At 71.0% G+C, this 17,357-nt stretch carries 13 protein-coding genes; 4 read left to right on the forward strand and 9 right to left on the reverse strand.

Features of this window, described 5'->3' with window-relative positions; genetic code table 11:
- Positions 1-314 precede the first annotated feature (314 nt).
- Positions 315-965 (reverse strand): TetR family transcriptional regulator, encoded by a 651-nt coding sequence (locus tag OG510_RS33855; RefSeq protein ID WP_164265140.1) that lies wholly within the window; start codon positions 963-965, stop codon positions 315-317.
- A 243-nt stretch (positions 966-1,208) separates the two neighbouring features.
- On the opposite strand from OG510_RS33855, the gene OG510_RS33860 reads away from it, so the two are divergent.
- A complete protein-coding gene (locus OG510_RS33860) occupies positions 1,209-2,438 on the forward strand; it encodes an acyl-CoA dehydrogenase family protein (protein WP_406141835.1) in 1,230 nt (409 codons plus the stop codon).
- A 118-nt stretch (positions 2,439-2,556) separates the two neighbouring features.
- On the opposite strand, the gene OG510_RS33865 is transcribed toward OG510_RS33860, so the two are convergent.
- From OG510_RS33865 to OG510_RS33880, 4 genes are all read right to left on the reverse strand, one after another.
- Positions 2,557-3,045 carry a glutathione peroxidase gene (locus OG510_RS33865; RefSeq protein ID WP_406141836.1) on the reverse strand — a complete coding sequence of 163 codons (489 nt, stop codon included), beginning with the start codon at positions 3,043-3,045 and terminating at the stop codon, positions 2,557-2,559.
- A gap of 94 nt (positions 3,046-3,139) precedes the next feature.
- Entirely contained in the window at positions 3,140-4,288 is a 1,149-nt protein-coding gene (locus tag OG510_RS33870) for a D-alanyl-D-alanine carboxypeptidase family protein (protein ID WP_406141837.1), read from the reverse strand.
- A gap of 133 nt (positions 4,289-4,421) precedes the next feature.
- The gene (locus tag OG510_RS33875) at positions 4,422-5,294 is read right to left on the reverse strand and encodes an acyl-CoA thioesterase (protein ID WP_406141838.1); all 873 of its coding nucleotides are present in this window, start codon (positions 5,292-5,294) and stop codon (positions 4,422-4,424) included.
- A gap of 88 nt (positions 5,295-5,382) precedes the next feature.
- Complete coding sequence (locus OG510_RS33880; RefSeq protein ID WP_406141839.1) at positions 5,383-7,905, reverse strand: DEAD/DEAH box helicase; 2,523 nt, start codon at positions 7,903-7,905, stop codon at positions 5,383-5,385.
- Positions 7,906-8,037: 132 nt separating this feature from the next.
- Between OG510_RS33880 and OG510_RS33885 the strand changes: the two genes are divergently transcribed.
- Positions 8,038-8,832, forward strand: a complete 795-nt coding sequence (locus OG510_RS33885; RefSeq protein ID WP_406141840.1) for a metal-dependent hydrolase — start codon at positions 8,038-8,040, stop codon at positions 8,830-8,832.
- A gap of 118 nt (positions 8,833-8,950) precedes the next feature.
- On the opposite strand, the gene OG510_RS33890 is transcribed toward OG510_RS33885, so the two are convergent.
- The 3 genes from OG510_RS33890 to OG510_RS33900 all read right to left on the reverse strand — a co-directional run bounded on the left by OG510_RS33890 (position 8,951) and on the right by OG510_RS33900 (position 13,280).
- Positions 8,951-10,732 carry an ABC transporter ATP-binding protein gene (locus OG510_RS33890; RefSeq protein WP_406141841.1) on the reverse strand — a complete coding sequence of 594 codons (1,782 nt, stop codon included), beginning with the start codon at positions 10,730-10,732 and terminating at the stop codon, positions 8,951-8,953.
- A complete protein-coding gene (locus OG510_RS33895; RefSeq protein ID WP_406141842.1) occupies positions 10,729-12,696 on the reverse strand; it encodes an ABC transporter transmembrane domain-containing protein in 1,968 nt (655 codons plus the stop codon). The genes OG510_RS33890 and OG510_RS33895 overlap by 4 nt, the downstream gene beginning before the upstream one ends.
- Positions 12,697-12,824: 128 nt before the next feature.
- A complete protein-coding gene (locus tag OG510_RS33900; RefSeq protein WP_406141843.1) occupies positions 12,825-13,280 on the reverse strand; it encodes a MarR family winged helix-turn-helix transcriptional regulator in 456 nt (151 codons plus the stop codon).
- 159 nt (positions 13,281-13,439) lie between these two features.
- On the opposite strand from OG510_RS33900, the gene OG510_RS33905 reads away from it, so the two are divergent.
- Positions 13,440-15,278, forward strand: a complete 1,839-nt coding sequence (locus tag OG510_RS33905) for an ABC transporter ATP-binding protein (RefSeq protein WP_406141844.1) — start codon at positions 13,440-13,442, stop codon at positions 15,276-15,278.
- Positions 15,279-15,622: 344 nt separating this feature from the next.
- Here OG510_RS33905 and OG510_RS33910 read toward each other — a convergent pair whose 3' ends face one another.
- Entirely contained in the window at positions 15,623-16,759 is a 1,137-nt protein-coding gene (locus tag OG510_RS33910) for an NAD(P)-binding domain-containing protein (RefSeq protein ID WP_406141845.1), read from the reverse strand.
- A gap of 141 nt (positions 16,760-16,900) precedes the next feature.
- On the opposite strand from OG510_RS33910, the gene OG510_RS33915 reads away from it, so the two are divergent.
- Positions 16,901-17,326 carry a secondary thiamine-phosphate synthase enzyme YjbQ gene (locus OG510_RS33915; RefSeq protein ID WP_406141846.1) on the forward strand — a complete coding sequence of 142 codons (426 nt, stop codon included), beginning with the start codon at positions 16,901-16,903 and terminating at the stop codon, positions 17,324-17,326.
- The last annotated feature ends 31 nt before the right edge of the window (positions 17,327-17,357 follow it).

Consider the following 17,357-nt stretch of genomic DNA (forward strand, 5'->3'; position numbering starts at 1 on the left):
ATCGCGACCACGCCTCCGCTCTCTTGGCGTCCGCCCTGAGGCGGGCGGGATCGGCGGCGGATACCGCGGAGACGGGGCGGGCAAGCCGGTCTGAGGTTAAAGCTCAAGCTAAGGGCTGTCCCGCAATTCCCGGCGGGCGCGCGACGACAGCTACGGCACCTCGCCGCGTTGTCGGAACGTCCACATACATCCAGTATGCGGACGTCCCTCCGCCTTGCGATGCACCGCATCCGACGCCGCGCGCTGATCCACCAGGAATCGCGGGACAGCCCTTAGACCGTTTCCGTAAAGTCCGGTCCGGGCCAGTCAGGTGTTCAGAAGCCCGGTCCACCCGCGCGGTCGGCGGCCATCGAGAGCCTGCCCCAGAGGAGATCGGCGAGGCTGCTGACCAACTGCGCCCGGGAGCACGGGCGTTCCCCCAGCCACCAGTCGCCCGCCGCGTGCATCATCCCGACGATCCCATGGCCCCAGACCCGTGCCAGCTGTTCGCTGTCCGGCCCGAGGTCGACGCGTTCGGCGATCACCTTGGCCAGTTCCTCGCCGAGCCTGCGCAGCAGCGGCGCCGAGTGCAGGCCCACGTCGAAGGTCTGCTCGGGCTGCTGGCCCTCGTCGGCCGGATGCATCAGGAAGCGGTAGACCTGCGGCCTGGCCTCGATCGCCGCGAGATAGGTGTCCAGCGTGGCCTCGACGCGCTCCCGGCGCCCGGCCGGAGCGTCCAGCGCGGCCCGCAGCGCGCTCAGCAGCGCGTCCGTGTGGCGCTTGGCGAGCGCCCGGTAGAGGCCGCCCTTGTCGCCGAAGTGCCGGTAGAGGATGGGCTTGGTGATCCCCGCCTCGGCTGCGATGGCGTTCATGGACGCCTTCGGGCCGTCCCGCAGGACGACCCGGTCTGCGGCCTCCAGCAGTTCCCGGCGGCGGCTGTGCGCCGTGCGCTGCTGTGAGACCTGTGTGGCCTGTGTGGTCCCCATGGATACCTCTTCCCCGCCCTGCGATCCTGGCTCTGTGAAGCGGACCTGTGCCGCGTCCGCCGATTGTTCCGGCCCCCGCCTCGATCCGGCCTCGGCCGACCCGATCCGGCCCCCGCGGAAACGTAACACCTGGCCGGGGGCCCGCGTCGGGAGCGACCTCGGAGGTTGACAGCTGCTACTTGCCAGTAACAGACTGCGGTTACCGCAAGTAACAAGCCGATGGAACGCAGTGCTGGAGGGGACATGGCCGAGTTCACGCTCGAACTCAACGATGACCAGAAGCAGGTCCGCGACTGGATCCACGGATTCGCCGCGGACGTCATCCGCCCGGCCGCCGCCGAGTGGGACGAGCGTGAGGAGACGCCCTGGCCGGTGATCCAGGAGGCGGCCAAGGTCGGCATCTACTCGCTCGACTTCTACGCCCAGCAGTTCTTCGACCCGACCGGTCTTGGCATCCCGATGGCCATGGAGGAGCTCTTCTGGGGCGACGCGGGCATCGCTCTGTCGATCGTCGGGACCGGCCTGGCCGCCGTCGGCGTCCTCGCCAACGGCACCGAGGAGCAGATCGGTACCTGGATCCCGCAGATGTACGGCGACGCGAACGACGTGAAGGTGGCCGCCTTCTGCTCGTCCGAGCCCGACGCGGGCTCCGACGTCGCGGCGATGCGCACCCGCGCGGTGTACGACGAGGCCAAGGACGAGTGGGTGCTCAACGGCACCAAGACCTGGGCGACCAACGGCGGCATCGCCAACGTCCATGTCGTGGTCGCCGTCGTCGACCCCGAGGCCGGCTCCAAGGGGCACGCCTCGTTCATCGTCCCGCCCGGGACGCCGGGCCTCTCGCAGGGCCAGAAGTTCAAGAAGCACGGCATCCGGGCCTCCCACACCGCCGAGGTCGTCCTGGAGGACGCCCGGATCCCCGGCCACTGCCTGCTCGGCGGCAAGGACAAGCTGGACGAGCGGCTGGCCCGCGCCAGGGAGCGCGCGAAGCAGGGCGGCGGCGAGCGCGTGAAGAACGCGGCGATGGCCACCTTCGAGGCATCCCGGCCCGCCGTCGGCGCCATGGCGGTGGGCACCGCACGCGCCGCGTACGAGGTCGCCCTGGACTACGCGCAGACCCGCAGCCAGTTCGGCCGCCCGATCATCGACAACCAGGGTGTCGCCTTCCAGCTCGCCGACATGCGGACACAGATCGACGCGGCCCGGCTGCTCGTCTGGCGCGCCTCCTGGATGGCGGCCGCCAACAAGCCGTTCACCGCGGCCGAGGGCTCCATGTCGAAGCTGTACGCGAGCGAGACGGCCAAGAAGGTCACCGCCCAGGCCATCCAGATCCTCGGGGGCAACGGCTACACCCGTGAGTACCCGGTCGAGCGGATGCACCGTGACGCCGCCATCTACACGATCTTCGAGGGCACCAGCGAGATCCAGCGCCTGGTGATCGCCCGGACCCTGTCGGGCATGCCGATCCGCTGATCCGGCCCCCAGCAGCGCGACAGGCCCGCGGAGGGCGTACCCCCGCGGGCCTGTCGCGCTGTCCGGCCGGTGCCGGTGCCGGTTCTGGTGGTGTGCCGATCCGGGACCGGGTGCGGGGTCAGGCCGGGAGCTGCGCCTCGATGGCCGCCACGACCTCGGGCGCCTCCGGCTCGGTACGCGGACGGATCCGGGAGACGACCTCGCCGGCCGGGGAGATCAGGAACTTCTCGAAGTTCCACTGGACGTCCCCGGCCTCACCCGCGTCGTCCGCCACCTGGGTGAGCTCCGCGTACAGCGGGTGCCGCCCAGCACCGTTGACGTCGGTCTTCTCCAGCATCGGGAACGTCACCCCATAGGTGGCCGAGCAGAAGGTCCGGATCTCATCGGCGCTGCCCGGCTCCTGGCCGGCGAACTGGTTGCAGGGCACGCCGATGACGGCGAAGCCGCGCTCCCCGTACTGCTGCTGAAGCTTTTCGAGACCGGCGTACTGCGGGGTGAGACCGCACTTGGACGCCACGTTCACCAGCAGCACCGCCTTGCCCCGGTAGTCGGCCAGGGATGTGGCGTCGCCGGTCAGGGTGCGCAGCGGGATGTCGTACAGGCTCATCGTCAGCTCCTGTCGTAGGTCAGTGGTACGTACTGTTCCAGAGACCCGCGGACATCCGGCCGACACCCCCCGCGGCCCGCTGCCGCCCGGCGGCTCAGGCGGGACCGCCCTGCTTACGGGCCCGGCGCCGTGCGATCAGCAGCGCGCCGGCCAGAGCGGCGGCGGCCACCGCGCCGGCGAAGACGAACGCCGTCCACCCGGACACCGTGATGCGCGAGGTCTGCGAAGCCGCTACCGGCGGTGTGTGCACGGCGGGCGCCGGGGTGGCCGCCGGGGCCGAGGGGAGCGCAGGGCGGACACCGGGCAGCACGCTCACCGGCGTTGCCTTGGGCGAGGTGGAGAACCCCCAGTCCAGCAGGGACCGGGTCTCGGTGTAGGCGTCGTTCGGCTGCCCCGACTGCGGGTTCATGACGGTCACCAGGAGGGTGCGCCCGTTCCGCTGGGCCGCGGTCACCAGGGTGTTGCCCGCTTCGGTGGTGTATCCGTTCTTCACCCCGAGCAGGCCCGGGTACTGCGCGACACCGTGCGAGCCCACCAGCAGCCTGTTGGTGTTCTGGATGCCGAACGCGTCGGGTCCGCCCGAGGCGGGGAACTCCGCCGTCCTGGTCGACGCGAACTTTTTGAACTCCGCATTGGCCAGACCCGCACGGGCGAACAGGGACAGGTCGTACGCGGATGAGTGCTGCCCCGGGGTGTCGTATCCGTCGGCGGACTTGACGACCGTGTCGTGCGCGCCGAGCCGGCGGGCGGCCGCCTGCATGTCCTTGATGGTCGCCGGTACACCGCCGTTCATCATGGCCAGGGTGTGCACCGCGTCATTGCCCGACGCCAGGAACACACCGCGCCACAGATCGGCGACCGTGTACCGGGTGCCTTCCTTCATCCCGACCAGGCTGCTGCCCGGCTGCAGTCCGGTGAGGTCGGTCAGCGCGGCCTTGTGCACCTCCTGCGGCGGGAACTTCGGCAGCACGGTCAGCGCGAAAAGCGTCTTGAGCGTGCTGGCCGGCGGCAGTGGCCGGTGCGCGTCCCTGGCCGCCAGCACCCGGCCGGTCCGTACATCGGTGACCATCCACGAAAGGGCGGTCGCCGCGGGGGGCTTGGGGGCTCCCGCGGCGACCTGGACGCCGGAGCGGTACAGCGCGGACTGCCCGCTGTCGGCGGCCGGTTCGGGCCCCGGCCTGCTGTCGGCCCGGGCCACCGGTGAGAGAGAGGCGAGTACCAGTGCGGGCAGGGAAACCGCCACGGCCGCACGGATCCTGACAGAACACCACATCGCTTGTGACATGATCACACGGTATGAGAAATCGGACAGGGTCGCTCCGTGGCTTAGCCCGACTGCCGGACCCGCCCGGTCCCGCGGCCCCGGCCGCCCCGGATCACTCCCCGAGCCTGCGGAACAGCCCCTCCTGGACGACCGAGACCAGCAGGTTCCCCGCGCGGTCGAAGATCTGGCCGCGGGCCAGCCCCCGCCCACCCGTCGCGATGGGCGACTCCTGGTCGTAGAGGAACCACTCGTCCGTACGGAACGGGCGGTGGAACCACATGGCGTGGTCGAGCGACGCCATGTCGAAACCGCGCGGCCCCCACAGCGGCTCGACCGGGATACGGACCGCGTCCAGCAGCGTCATGTCACTGGCGTAGGTGAGCGCACAGGTGTGGATCAGCTGGTCGTCGCCGAGCGGCCCGACCGCGCGCATCCACACCGCGCTGTGCGGATCGGCGCCCTTGATCTCGTCGGGGGTCCAGCGCAGCCGGTCCACGTAACGGATCTCGAACGGCTGCCTGCGGGCCATCCGCTCCAGCGCCTCGGGCAGCTTGCCCAGATGCTCACGGATCTCGTCGGAGACCGTGGGCAGCGACTCCGGGTCCGGGATGTCACGCGCCGGCCGCACCTGGTGCTCGAAGCTGCCCTCCTCCGGCCGGTGGAAGGACGCCGTCAGATTGAAGATGGTGCGGCCCTGCTGGACCGCGGTCACCCGCCGGGTGGTGAAGGACCGGCCGTCCCTGACCCGCTCCACCTGGTAGACGATCGGCACCCCCGGCCTGCCCGGACGCAGGAAGTAGGCGTGCAGCGAGTGCACAGGCCGCTCCCCGTCGGTGGTACGGCCCGCCGCCACCAGGGCCTGTCCGGCGACCTGCCCGCCGAAGACCCGTTGCAGGGACTCGTGCGGGCTGCGGCCGCGGAAGATGTCGACCTCGATCTGCTCCAGGTCCAGCAGGTCGATCAGCTTCTCGGTGGGGTTGGTCATACGGTGTCCTCCCAGGTCACAGCGGCAGGCCGGCGCACGGCGGAATGCCGGGTCGCAGCGGCGTGCCAGGTCACGGTGGCCGTCCGGCTCACAGCTGGCCGACGGCGGTGACACGGACGACCGCGCGGCCCTCCTCGTCGGAGGCCGCGAGATCCACCTCCGCGCTGATGCCCCAGTCGTGGTCGCCGTTCGGATCGGCGAAGATCTGCCGCACGCGCCACAGCCCGTGCGCGGTGTTCTCCTCGTCCGCATCGATGATCAGCAGCTTGGGGCCGCGCGCGTCCGGGCCCGTGCCCAGGTCGTCGTACTCGTCCCAGTAGGCGTCCATCGCCTCGCCCCAGGCGTCCTCGTCCCATCCCGCGTCGCCGTCCAGCTCGCCGAGAGCGGCCACATTGTCCAGCGCCGCCAGCTCCACCCGGCGGAACATGGCGTTGCGTACGAGCACCCGGAAGGCCCGCGAGTTGGCGGTGACCGGCTTGACCTGGTCGGCCCGCTCGGCCGCCTGCTCCGCGGTCTCCACCTCGGGGTTGGCCAGCTGCTCCCACTCGTCGAGCAGGCTGGAGTCCACCTGGCGGACCAGCTCGCCCAGCCAGGCGATGAGGTCCTGGAGGTCCTCGGACTTCAGATCGTCCGGGATGGTGTGGTCGAGCGCCTTGTACGCGCCCGCGAGGTAGCGCAGCACGATGCCCTCGGTCCTGGCGAGCTCGTAGTGCGACGTGAACTCGGTGAACGTCATGGCCCGTTCGTACATGTCGCGGATGACCGACTTCGGCGACACCGGGTGGTCACCGACCCACGGGTGGCTCGTGCGGTAGACGTTGTACGCGTGCACGAGCAGCTCTTCGAGCGGCTTGGGGTACGTGACCTCCTGGAGCCGCTCCATGCGCTCCTCGTACTCCATCCCGTCGGCCTTCATCTGGCCGATCGCCTCACCGCGCGCCTTGTTCTGCTGGGCGGCGAGGATCTGCCGGGGGTCGTCCAGCGTCGACTCGACCACCGAGACCATGTCCAGGGCGTACGACGGGGACTCGGCGTCCAGCAGGTCGAACGCGGCGAGCGCGAAGGTCGACAGCGGCTGGTTGAGCGCGAAGTCCTGCTGGAGGTCGACGGTGAGCCGGATGATGCGGCCCTCGGCGTCCGGCGTGTCCAGCTGCTCCACCACACCGCCGTCCAGCAGCGAGCGGTAGATCGCGATGGCGCGGCGGATGTGCCGCAGCTGCGCCTTGCGCGGCTCGTGGTTGTCCTCCAGGAGGTGGCGCATCGCCTTGAAGGCGTTGCCCGGCCGGGCGATCACCGAGAGCAGCATGGTGTGGCTGACCCGGAAACGCGAGGTCAGCGGCTCGGGGTCGGCTGCGATCAGCTTCTCGAAGGTGGTGTCGCTCCAGGCGATGAAGCCCTCAGGCGCCTTCTTGCGGACCACCTTGCGGCGCTTCTTCGGGTCGTCGCCCGCCTTGGCGAGCGCCTTCTCGTTCTCGACGACGTGCTCGGGGGCCTGCGCGACGACGAAGCCCGCCGTGTCGAACCCGGCCCGGCCCGCGCGGCCCGCGATCTGGTGGAACTCCCGGGCGCGGAGGGTGCGGACCCGGGTCCCGTCGTACTTCGTCAGCGCCGTGAACAGCACGGTGCGGATGGGCACGTTGACGCCGACGCCCAGGGTGTCCGTACCGCAGATGACCTTCAACAGGCCCGCCTGCGCCAGCTTCTCGACCAGCCGGCGGTACTTGGGGAGCATGCCCGCGTGGTGGACACCGATGCCGTGGCGCACATAACGCGAGAGGTTCTGGCCGAACTTGGTGGTGAAGCGGAAGTTGCCGATGAGATCCGCGATCCGGTCCTTCTCCTCCCGGCTGCACATGTTGATGCTCATCAGCGACTGCGCGCGTTCGACCGCCGCTGCCTGGGTGAAGTGCACGATGTAGACGGGCGCCTGCTTGGTGTCGAGCAGCTCGGTGAGCGTCTCGGTGATCGGGGTACGCCGGTACTCGTACGAGAGCGGGACCGGGCGGCTCGCCGAGCGGACCACCGAGGTCGGCAGGCCGGTGCGCCGGGTCAGGTCCTCCTCGAACCGGGAGACGTCTCCGAGGGTCGCGGACATCAGGATGAACTGCGCCTGCGGCAGTTCCAGGATCGGGATCTGCCAGGCCCAGCCCCGCTCGGGCTCCGCGTAGAAGTGGAACTCGTCCATCACGACCTGGCCGATGTCGGCGTACTTGCCGTCGCGCAGCGCGATCGAGGCCAGCACCTCCGCGGTGCAGCAGATGACCGGGGCGTCCGCGTTCACCGACGCGTCGCCGGTGAGCATCCCGACGTTCTCGGTGCCGAAGAGCTTGCACAGGTCGAAGAACTTCTCCGAGACCAGGGCCTTGATCGGCGCGGTGTAGAAGGTGACCTTGTCGTGGGCCAGCGCGGTGAAGTGCGCACCTGCCGCCACCAGGCTCTTTCCGGAGCCGGTGGGGGTGGAGAGGATGACGTTGGCCCCGGACACCACCTCGATCAGCGCCTCCTCCTGAGCCGGATAGAGCGTGATGCCCTGACCCTCCGCCCACGACGAGAAAGCCTCGAAGAGAGCGTCGGGATCGGCGGTCGTGGGGAGCTGATCGATAAGGGTCACGCCTCCATCTTGCCTGCCTTCCCCTCTCAAGGGGGAACCGGCTGCCCGAGTGAAGATCACGAGCGATACGCTTCCCTCTCGGACGGCCCTCAACTGGGCTTCGGTACAACGGAAAACGGGGCGGAACGCACCATGATGGGACCGGCACACTCGCTGTCAGGAGCAGCAGCCTGGCTGGGGGTGGGGGCGGCAGCGACCGCGTACGGACATCCGATGCCGTGGCCGGTCCTCGTCGTCGGAGCGCTGATCAGCGCCGGGGCGGCGCTGGCCCCCGACCTCGATCACAAGGCCGCGACGATATCCAACGCGTTCGGCCCGCTGTCCCACGGGCTGTGCGCGCTCGTGGACGCGCTGGCGGCCGTCGTGTACAGGGCGACGCGGGGCAAGGGCGACCCTCGCAAGGGCGGCGGCCACCGCACCCTCACACACACCGGCGTATGGGCGGTCCTGCTCGGCGCCGGAGCCTCAGCCCTGGCGATCTACGGCGGTCGCTGGGCGGTCCTCGGCATTCTCTTCGTCCATATGGTGCTCGCCATCGAGGGGCTGCTCTGGCGGGCCTCACGGCCGTCCAGCAGCACCGTGCTGGTGTGGCTGCTGGGCGCCGCAGGTGCGTGGATCCTGGCCCAGATCCTGGCGGAGCCGGGCAATGGCTCGGACTGGCTCTTCACCGACCCCGGCCAGAACTACATGTGGCTCGGCCTGCCCATCGTCCTGGGCGCCCTGATCCACGACATCGGCGACGCCATCACGGTCTCGGGCTGCCCGATCTTCTGGCCGATACCGCTCGGCCGTAAGCACTGGCGCCATGTGGGCCCGCCCAAGTTCATGCGCTTCCGGGCGGGCAGCTGGGTGGAGCTCAAGGTACTGATGCCGGTGTTCATGCTGGCGGGCGGCGTAAGCTGCGTGTTCGCGCTGGGCCTCATCTGAGACTGGGGGCCCGTGGGCGTGGGCCGGGGCCCGGCCGGTGGCGTGGGCTGTCGTCGGTGGGCTGGGGCGGGGGCACGGGGCCCGGGCCAGGCGGCTCCGGGCCCCGTGCCCCTTGTGCTCACCCGTGCCAGGACCGCCACAGCGCCGCATACACTCCGTCCGCCGCGACCAGCTCGTCATGGCTGCCCAGCTCGCTGATGCGGCCCTCCTCGACCACCGCGATCACATCCGCGTCGTGCGCGGTGTGCAGCCGGTGCGCGATCGCCACGACGGTGCGCCCGTCGAGCACCCGCGCCAGTGAACGCTCCAGATGGCGGGCGGCCCGCGGGTCGAGCAGGGACGTCGCCTCGTCCAGCACCAGCGTGTGCGGATCGGCGAGCACCAGCCTGGCCAGCGCGATCTGCTGGGCCTGAGCCGGGGTGAGGGCCAGGCCGCCGGAGCCGACCTCGGTGTCCAGCGCCTCGTCCAGCGCGGCGGCCCAGCCGTCCGCGTCGACCGCGGCGAGCGCCGCCCACAGCTCCGCGTCGTCCGCGCCCGCCCTGGCCAGCCGCAGATTGTCCCGCAGCGAGCCCACGAAGACATGGTGCTCCTGGTTGACCAGCGCGACATGTTGCCGCACCCGCTCGGCGGGCATCCTGGACAGCTCGGCGCCGCCCAGCGTGACCTCGCCCGTGCGCGGGGCGTAGACCCCCGCGAGCAGCCGGCCCAGCGTGGACTTGCCCGCACCGGACGGCCCGACCAGCGCCATCCTGGTACCGGGAGCGACATCGAGCGTGACCCGGTGCAGTACGTCGACGCCCTCGCGGTAGCCGAAACGCACCGCGTCCGCCCGTACCGCGCGCCCGTCGGGGCTCACCGCCCCGTCACCCGCGTCCGGTTCGATCTCCCGTACGCCGACGAGACGGGCCAACGACACCTGGGCGACCTGGAGTTCGTCGTACCAGCGCAGGATCAGCCCGACCGGATCCACCATCATCTGGGCGAGCAGCGCACCCGTGGTGAGCTGGCCGACGCTGATCCAGCCCTGGAGCACGAAGACCCCGCCGAGCATCAGCACCGCGCCGAGGATGGTCACGTACGTGACGTTGATGACCGGGAAGAGGACCGACCGCAGCCAGAGTGTGTACCGCTCCCACGCGGTCCACTCCTTGACCCGCTGTTCGGAGAGCGCCACCCGGCGGGAACCGAGGCGGTGCGCCTCGATGGTCCGCCCCGCGTCCACGGTCTCGGCGAGCATCGCGGCGACGGCCGCGTATCCGGCGGCCTCCGAACGGTAGGCGGACGGCGCCCGCTTGAAGTACCAGCGGCACCCCACCAGCAGCACCGGCAGCGCCACCAGCACCGCGAGCGCCAGCGGCGGCGCGGTCACGGCCAGCGCGCCGATCAGCAGCCCCGCCCACACCACGCCGATCGCCAGCTGCGGCACCGCTTCGCGCATCGCGTTGGCGAGCCGGTCGATGTCGGTGGTGATGCGCGAGAGGAGGTCACCGGTCCCGGCACGCTCCAGAACGCCCGGCGGCAGCGCGACCGACCGTACGAGGTAGTCCTCGCGCAGGTCGGCCAGCATCTCCTCGCCGAGCATCGCCCCGCGCAGCCCCATCAGCCGGACGAAGATGGTCTGGACGGCCAGGGCGACCGCGAACACCGCGGCGACGCGGCCCAGATGGAGGTCGTGCTCGCCGTTCGAGAGGTCCTCGACGAGACCGCCCAGGAGATAGGGGCCGACCAGCGAGGCGACCACCGCGATGGCGTTGGCCCCGATGAGCACGGCGAACGCCCGCCGGTGGCGGCCCAGCAGCTCGCGTACGTACGCCCGTACGGTCGTGGGCGTGCCGACCGGCAGGGTGGTCGCCGTCTCGGGTGCCGCCGGGTCGTAGGCCGGTGGCGCGACGCCGATCATGCTGACTCCTCGATGTCCGCGAAAGCCTGCGGGGCGGACTGGGTGGCGTGGGCGGTGGGGGCGGTGGGGGCTGATGGGCCGGCCGGGGTGGTTTGGGCTGATGGGCCGGTCGGTGCCGTGCCGGATGTTCCTGCGGCGGGCGCCCGGTCCGCGCCGTCCGGTCCTTCGGACCCTTCGTGTCCTTCGGGCCCTTCATCGGGGTGGCGGGTGACGACCGCGCGGTACCGCTGGTCGCCGTGGAGCAGCTCACGGTGCGGGCCGGTGGCCGCGACAGCGCCCTCGTGGACGAAGACCACCCGGTCGGCGTGGTCGAGCAGGAGCGGCGACGACGCGAAGACCACCGTCGTACGCCCCGCGCGCAGCTCCTTCACACCCCGGGCGACCCGCGCCTCGGTGTGCGAGTCGACGGCCGACGTCGGCTCGTCGAGCACCAGCACCTCCGGATCGGTCACCAGCGAGCGGGCCAACGCCAGCCGTTGCCGCTGGCCGCCGGAGAGCGACCGCCCGCGTTCGGTGATCCTGGTCCGCAGTGGATCGCCGCCCGGCTCGACGGCGGCCTGGGCCAGCGACTGCAGGACGTCCGCGCACTGTGCGGCGGCCAGCGCCTGCGCGGCCGGCACCTGACCGGACGACGGCACGTCGAGCAGCCCGCTCAGCGTGCCGGACAGCAGAACCGGGTCCTTGTCCTGGACGAGGACGGCCGTACGGGCGGTGTCCAGCGGCAGATCGTCGAGCGCGACCCCGCCGAGCAGCACCGACGGCAGCTTCCCCGCGTCCTGCGCGGTCGCGTGGCCGCCGAGCCGTTCGGCCAGCGCGCCCGCGGCGTCCGGGTCGCCGCACACCACGGCGGTGAACTCACCGGCCGACGCGAGCAGTCCGGTCACCGGGTCGTACAGATCGCCGTCCGGTACCTCCGGGCACGCTGCGGTGCCGGACGCCGGGTGGCCGGCCGGCTCCTCCTCGTACGCGGTGCGCTCCAGCGCCAGTACCCGCGCCGCGCGTTTCGCCGACGGCCGCGAGAAGGAGTACGCCATGGCGATCTCCTGGAAGTGCCGCAGCGGGAAGAGCAGCAGCGTCACCGCGCTGTACACGGTCACGAGCTGACCGACCTCGATCCGCCCGTCGGCGGCCAGCCGGGCGCCGTAGCAGACCACACCGATCAGCAGCAGCCCCGGCAGCAGCACCTGGATCCCCGAGATCAGCGCCCACATACGGGCGCTGCGCACGGCGGCCCGGCGCACTTCCTGGGAGGCGCCGCGGTACCGGCCGAGGAAGAGCTCCTCGCCGCCGATGCCGCGCAGCACCCGCAGCCCCGCGACGGTGTCGGCCGCCAGCTCGGTGGCCCGGCCCGCCTTCTCCCGCTGGACGTCGGCCCGCGCGGTGGCGGTGGACAGCAACGGCAGGACGGCCAGCGCCAGTACGGGCATGGCGAGCGCCACCACGATGCCGAGCGAGGGCAGATACAGCAGCAGACCGGCACAGATGATGACCAGGACCGTCGCCGCGGCGAGGAAACGGGAGAGCGCCTCGACGAACCAGCCGATCTTCTCGACGTCCCCGGTGGACACCGCGACGACCTCACCCGCGGCGACCCGCCGGGTCAGCGCCGAGCCCAACTCGGCGGTCTTACGGGCGAGCAGCTGCTGGACCCGGGCCGCGGCGGTGATCCAGTTGGTGACAGCGGTCCGGTGCAGCATGGTGTCGCCCACCGCGATCACCGCGCCGAGCAGCGCGATCAGCCCGCCGGAGAGGGCGAGCCGGCCACCTGAGCGGTCCACCACGGCCTGGACGGCGAAGCCGACGGCCAGCGGCAGCCCGGCGATTCCGCACTGGTGCAGCAGCCCCCAGGCGAGTGACCTGCACTGACCGCCGAGCTGATTGCGGCCCAGCCAGTAGAGGAAACGGGGACCTGACCGTACGTCGGGATCGCCTGGGTCTGGATAGGGAAGATCGCGAATCTGCATGGGATCCCAGGAGTCGATGAGGGGCTCAAACCGTGCAAGGTTCGCGCTCCACCACGCTTCGGGGCAATCGATTTTCCCTCCGGGGCCCCGAACGCGGGCCTGCGGAGGGGCCGGGCCGGGGCCGGCCGTCAGGCGCGGTGGTCGTGGGTGCCGTCCATCAGGGTGGACAGCAGGTCGCCGAGCGCTTCGCGCTGGTCGGCGGCGAGGGGGGCCAGGATCTCCTCCGCGGCCCGGCGGCGCGCGGCGCGCAGCGCGCGCAGAGTGGCCCGGCCGCTGTCCGTCAGCTCGATCCGCACCACCCTGCGGTTGCTCGGGTCGGGCACCCGGCGGACGCTGCCGCTCTCCTCCAGGGCGTCGACCAGGCTGGTCACGGCGCGCGGCACCACTTCGAGCCGCTGGGCCAGGTCGGCCATGCGCGGCGGCTCGCCGCAGTGCGCGACCGTACGCAGCAGGCGGGACTGCGCGGGGGTGATGCCGACCGGCTCCAGATGCTGCTTGTGGATCCGGTGGAGCCTGCGCGTCAGCCGGAGGAGCTGTTCGGCCAGCAGGCCGTCGGCGTCGGGGACACCGGAGGGTGAGGACATGGGGGAACAATATCAGGACCATGTGCATTGTGAGCATAGGTAACAGTGCATTATGCTCCATGAGACATTGCTGAACCTCTCTGCCGAATCTCTGTCATATCTCTGCCGGAATCTCTGCCGGATCCCGGCCGAGCCGTCGAGTCACCGCCGAAGGAGCTCATGAAACCCGAACGCCCCGATTGGACGCCCCCGCCCCGTGGGGCCGGGCAGCCGCCCGCCGAGGTGCGGCGTATCGTCCGGCTCTTCCGCCCCTACCGCGCGCGCCTGGCGCTCGTCGGGCTGCTGGTCTGTGCCTCGTCGCTGGTCTCGGTCGCCTCGCCGTTCATGCTGCGCGCGATCCTCGACACCGCGATCCCGCAGGGCCGCACCGGTCTGCTGAGCCTGCTCGCGCTGGGCATGATCGCCACAGCCGTCGTGAACAGCGTCTTCGGCGTCCTCCAGACCCTGATCTCGACCACGGTCGGCCAGCGCGTCATGCACGATCTGCGCACCGCGGTCTACGCCCAGCTCCAGCGGATGCCGCTCGCCTTCTTCACCAGAACGCGTACCGGTGAGGTCCAGTCCCGTATCGCCAACGACATCGGCGGTATGCAGGCGACGGTCACCTCCACCGCGACATCCCTGGTCTCCAACCTCACGGCCGTCATCGCCACGGTCGTCGCCATGGTCGCGCTCGACTGGCGGCTGACGATCGTCTCGCTCCTGCTCCTCCCGGTGTTCGTCTGGATCAGCCGCCGGGTCGGCCGCGAGCGCAAGCGGATCACCACCGAGCGGCAGAAGCAGATGGCGGTGATGGCCGCCACGGTCACCGAGTCACTCTCGGTCAGCGGCATCCTCCTCGGGCGTACCATGGGCCGCTCCGAATCGCTCACCCGGAGTTTCGCCACGGAGTCCGAACGGCTCGTGGACCTCGAAGTGCGCTCCAGCATGGCCGGGCGGTGGCGGATGTCGACCATCGGCATCGTGATGGCCGCGATGCCGGCCGTCATCTACTGGGCGGCGGGTCTGGCGCTCCAGGAGGGCGGCCCGCAGGTCTCCATCGGCACGCTCGTCGCGTTCGTCTCGCTCCAGCAGGGCCTCTTCCGCCCGGCGGTCAGTCTGCTGTCGACGGGTGTGGACATGCAGACGTCGATCGCACTCTTCCAGCGGATTTTCGAATATCTGGATCTGCCGGTGGACATCACGGAGCCGGGAAACCCGGTGCGGCTGGACAAGGTGCGGGGCGAAGTGCGCTTCCAGCACGTGGATTTCGGCTACGACGAGAAGAGCGGCCCCACGCTGGAGGCCATCGACATCTCGGTGCCGGCGGGCGGCAGTCTGGCGGTCGTCGGCCCCACCGGTTCGGGCAAGTCCACCCTCAGCTATCTGGTGCCCCGGCTGTACGACGTGACCGGCGGACAGGTCACGCTGGACGGAATCGACGTACGCGACCTCGACTTCGCCACACTGGCGCGCGCCGTGGGCGTCGTCTCGCAGGAGACGTATCTCTTCCACGCGTCGGTCGCCGACAATCTGCGCTTCGCCAAGCCGGACGCCACCGACGCCCAGCTCGAAGAGGCGGCCAGGGCGGCTCAGATCCACGAGCACATCACTTCGCTGCCCGACGGGTACCAGACCCTGGTCGGTGAGCGCGGATACCGCTTCTCGGGTGGCGAGAAACAGCGGCTGGCCCTGGCCCGTACGATTCTGCGCGATCCGCCGGTGTTGATCCTGGACGAGGCCACCAGCGCTCTGGACACCCGCACCGAGCATGCAGTGCAGCAGGCCATCGACGGCCTGTCGGCGGGCCGCACCACGATCACCATCGCGCACCGCCTCTCCACGGTCAGGGACGCCGACCAGATCGTGGTGCTGGACGGTGGCCGGGTCGCCGAGCGCGGGACCCATGACGAACTGCTGGGCCTGGACGGCCGGTACGCCGCGCTGGTCCGCCGGGACGGCGAACTGACCCCGACCGGCGAACTGACCCCGACCGGCGAACTGACCCCGACTGTCTGAGGTTCGGGGTCGGGGGGGGCGTGCGTGCGGGCGGGATGGGGGACACACGACAGCGCCGCCGCTCCCGTGGGACGGGAAGCGACGGCGCCGGTCGGAACGAGTGTCAGACGAGCCAACCCACGAAGTGGACGATGCCGGCAAGCAGGTCGGTGAGGAAGTTCATGGTGGTGCGTTCTCCTTGTGCGTAATTCATCAGTGGGACTTGCGCCAGTAGCGGTCTGCAGCCCGTTGCTTGCGCTCCGTAAGCATCTTGCTTCGGGAGGTGATCAGGCAAGCGAATCCGGTGCGACCACACGTTCCAGCGAACACCCGATCCCCTGTTCGTGTGTTCGGGAGCTCTCGCGTCAGGCCGCAGAGACACCGGCAGAGACACCGGCAGAGACACCGAGAGGGGCGGGGGCGCCGGAATCTGCCGGGCGTTCCAGCAGCCGCCGGATGTCCCGGACCGCCGCGCGGCCCGCGCGGTTGGCGCCGATGGTGGAGGCCGAGGGGCCGTAACCGATCAGATGGATCCGCTCGTCACGGACCGCCCGTGTGCCGTCGAGCCGGATGCCGCCGCCCGGCTCCCGGAGCCTCAGAGGTGCCAGATGGTCGACGGCGGCCCGGAACCCGGTGGCCCAAAGGATGCTGTCCGCCCGTACGGTGCGCCCGCTGTCCCACGCGACTCCGTCCGGCGTGATCCGGTCGAACATGGGAAGCCGGTCGAGAATGCCCCGGTCGCGCGCGTCCCGGATGGCGTCGGTCACCGGCAGCCCCGTCACCGAGACGACACTCTGCGGCGGCAGCCCGCGCCGTACGCGCTCCTCGACCTCCGCGACCGCTCTCCGGCCGCGCTCCTCGTCGAACGGCCCCTCCCTGAACACAGGCGGGCGCCGCGTCACCCAGGTCGTCCCGGCGGCAACGTCGGCGATCTCCATCAGATGCTGCGTACCGGAGGCCCCGCCGCCGACCACGACGACCCGCTGCCCGGCGAACTCCTGCGGTCCGCGGTACCCCGAGGTGTGCAACTGCCGCCCCCGGAAGGTCTCCTGGCCCGGATAACGCGGCCAGAACGGCCGGTCCCAGGTGCCGGTCGCGCAGATGACCGCACGCGCGTCCCACACACCCTGCGAGGTCTCGACGCGCAGCCGCCCGCCACCGCCCTCGCGCACCGCGGTGACCCCGACGGGCCGGCGCACCTGGAGCCCGAAGGCGTCCTCGTACGCCGTGAAGTACTCGCTCACCACCTCGGACGAGGGGCGGTCCCCGTCGGCGCCGGTCAGCTCCATGCCGGGCAGCGCGTGCATGCCGTGCACCTTGCCGAACGTGAGCGAGGGCCAGCGGAACTGCCAGGCGCCACCCGGGCGCGGGGCATGGTCCAGTACGACGAAATCGCGGCCGGGGGCCAGCCCGGAACGCCGCAGATGGTAGGCGCCGGACAGCCCCGCCTGCCCGGCGCCGATGACCACCACGTCCACCGCACGTACGCCAAAGTCGTTCACGTTTCATCCAACAGCGCCGCCGCACGGGATCTTCCCGCTCGGCGACGGTGAGGGGGGCGGTGACGCCGAGGTCTACGGGTGTGACGGGCCCCGCCCCGACCGGACGGGCACACGCGCTCCGCACGCGGGAGGATGGAAGGCATGCCAGACACCTTCACCACCCGCACCGTCCACATCGGAACCGGCGACCGCGAGACCGTCACCGACCTGACGGGGGAGTGCGAGGACTTCCTCCGCGAGGCGGCGGCGGGCCGCGACGGCCTGCTGAACATCTTCGTACCGCACGCGACCGCGGGTATCGCGGTCCTGGAGACCGGCGCAGGCAGCGACGACGACCTCATCGCCGCACTGCACGAACTACTGCCGGCGGACGACCGCTGGCAACACCGACACGGCAGCCGGGGCCACGGCCGGGATCACGTGGTCCCGGCCCTGGTGGCCCCGCACGCGACACTGCCGGTGATCGGCGGACGGCTGGAACTGGGGACGTGGCAGTCGGTGTGCCTGGTGGACACGAACGTGGACAACCCGGAGCGTCAGGTCCGGTTGAGCTTCCTCGGCGGGTGACGCTGTGATCGCACCGTAGAGGGCAGGTGTG

Source organism: Streptomyces sp. NBC_01089 (assembly GCF_045162975.1).
Classification (GTDB): Bacteria; Actinomycetota; Actinomycetes; order Streptomycetales; family Streptomycetaceae; genus Streptomyces.

Coding starts and splice junctions, on each gene's coding strand:
- OG510_RS33855 (WP_164265140.1), bottom strand. CDS start 965: ATGGGGACCACACAGGCCACACAGGTCTCACAGCAGCGCACGGCGCAC.
- OG510_RS33860 (WP_406141835.1), top strand. CDS start 1,209: ATGGCCGAGTTCACGCTCGAACTCAACGATGACCAGAAGCAGGTCCGC.
- OG510_RS33865 (WP_406141836.1), bottom strand. CDS start 3,045: ATGAGCCTGTACGACATCCCGCTGCGCACCCTGACCGGCGACGCCACA.
- OG510_RS33875 (WP_406141838.1), bottom strand. CDS start 5,294: ATGACCAACCCCACCGAGAAGCTGATCGACCTGCTGGACCTGGAGCAG.
- OG510_RS33885 (WP_406141840.1), top strand. CDS start 8,038: ATGATGGGACCGGCACACTCGCTGTCAGGAGCAGCAGCCTGGCTGGGG.
- OG510_RS33890 (WP_406141841.1), bottom strand. CDS start 10,732: ATGATCGGCGTCGCGCCACCGGCCTACGACCCGGCGGCACCCGAGACG.
- OG510_RS33895 (WP_406141842.1), bottom strand. CDS start 12,696: ATGCAGATTCGCGATCTTCCCTATCCAGACCCAGGCGATCCCGACGTA.
- OG510_RS33900 (WP_406141843.1), bottom strand. CDS start 13,280: ATGTCCTCACCCTCCGGTGTCCCCGACGCCGACGGCCTGCTGGCCGAA.
- OG510_RS33905 (WP_406141844.1), top strand. CDS start 13,440: ATGAAACCCGAACGCCCCGATTGGACGCCCCCGCCCCGTGGGGCCGGG.
- OG510_RS33915 (WP_406141846.1), top strand. CDS start 16,901: ATGCCAGACACCTTCACCACCCGCACCGTCCACATCGGAACCGGCGAC.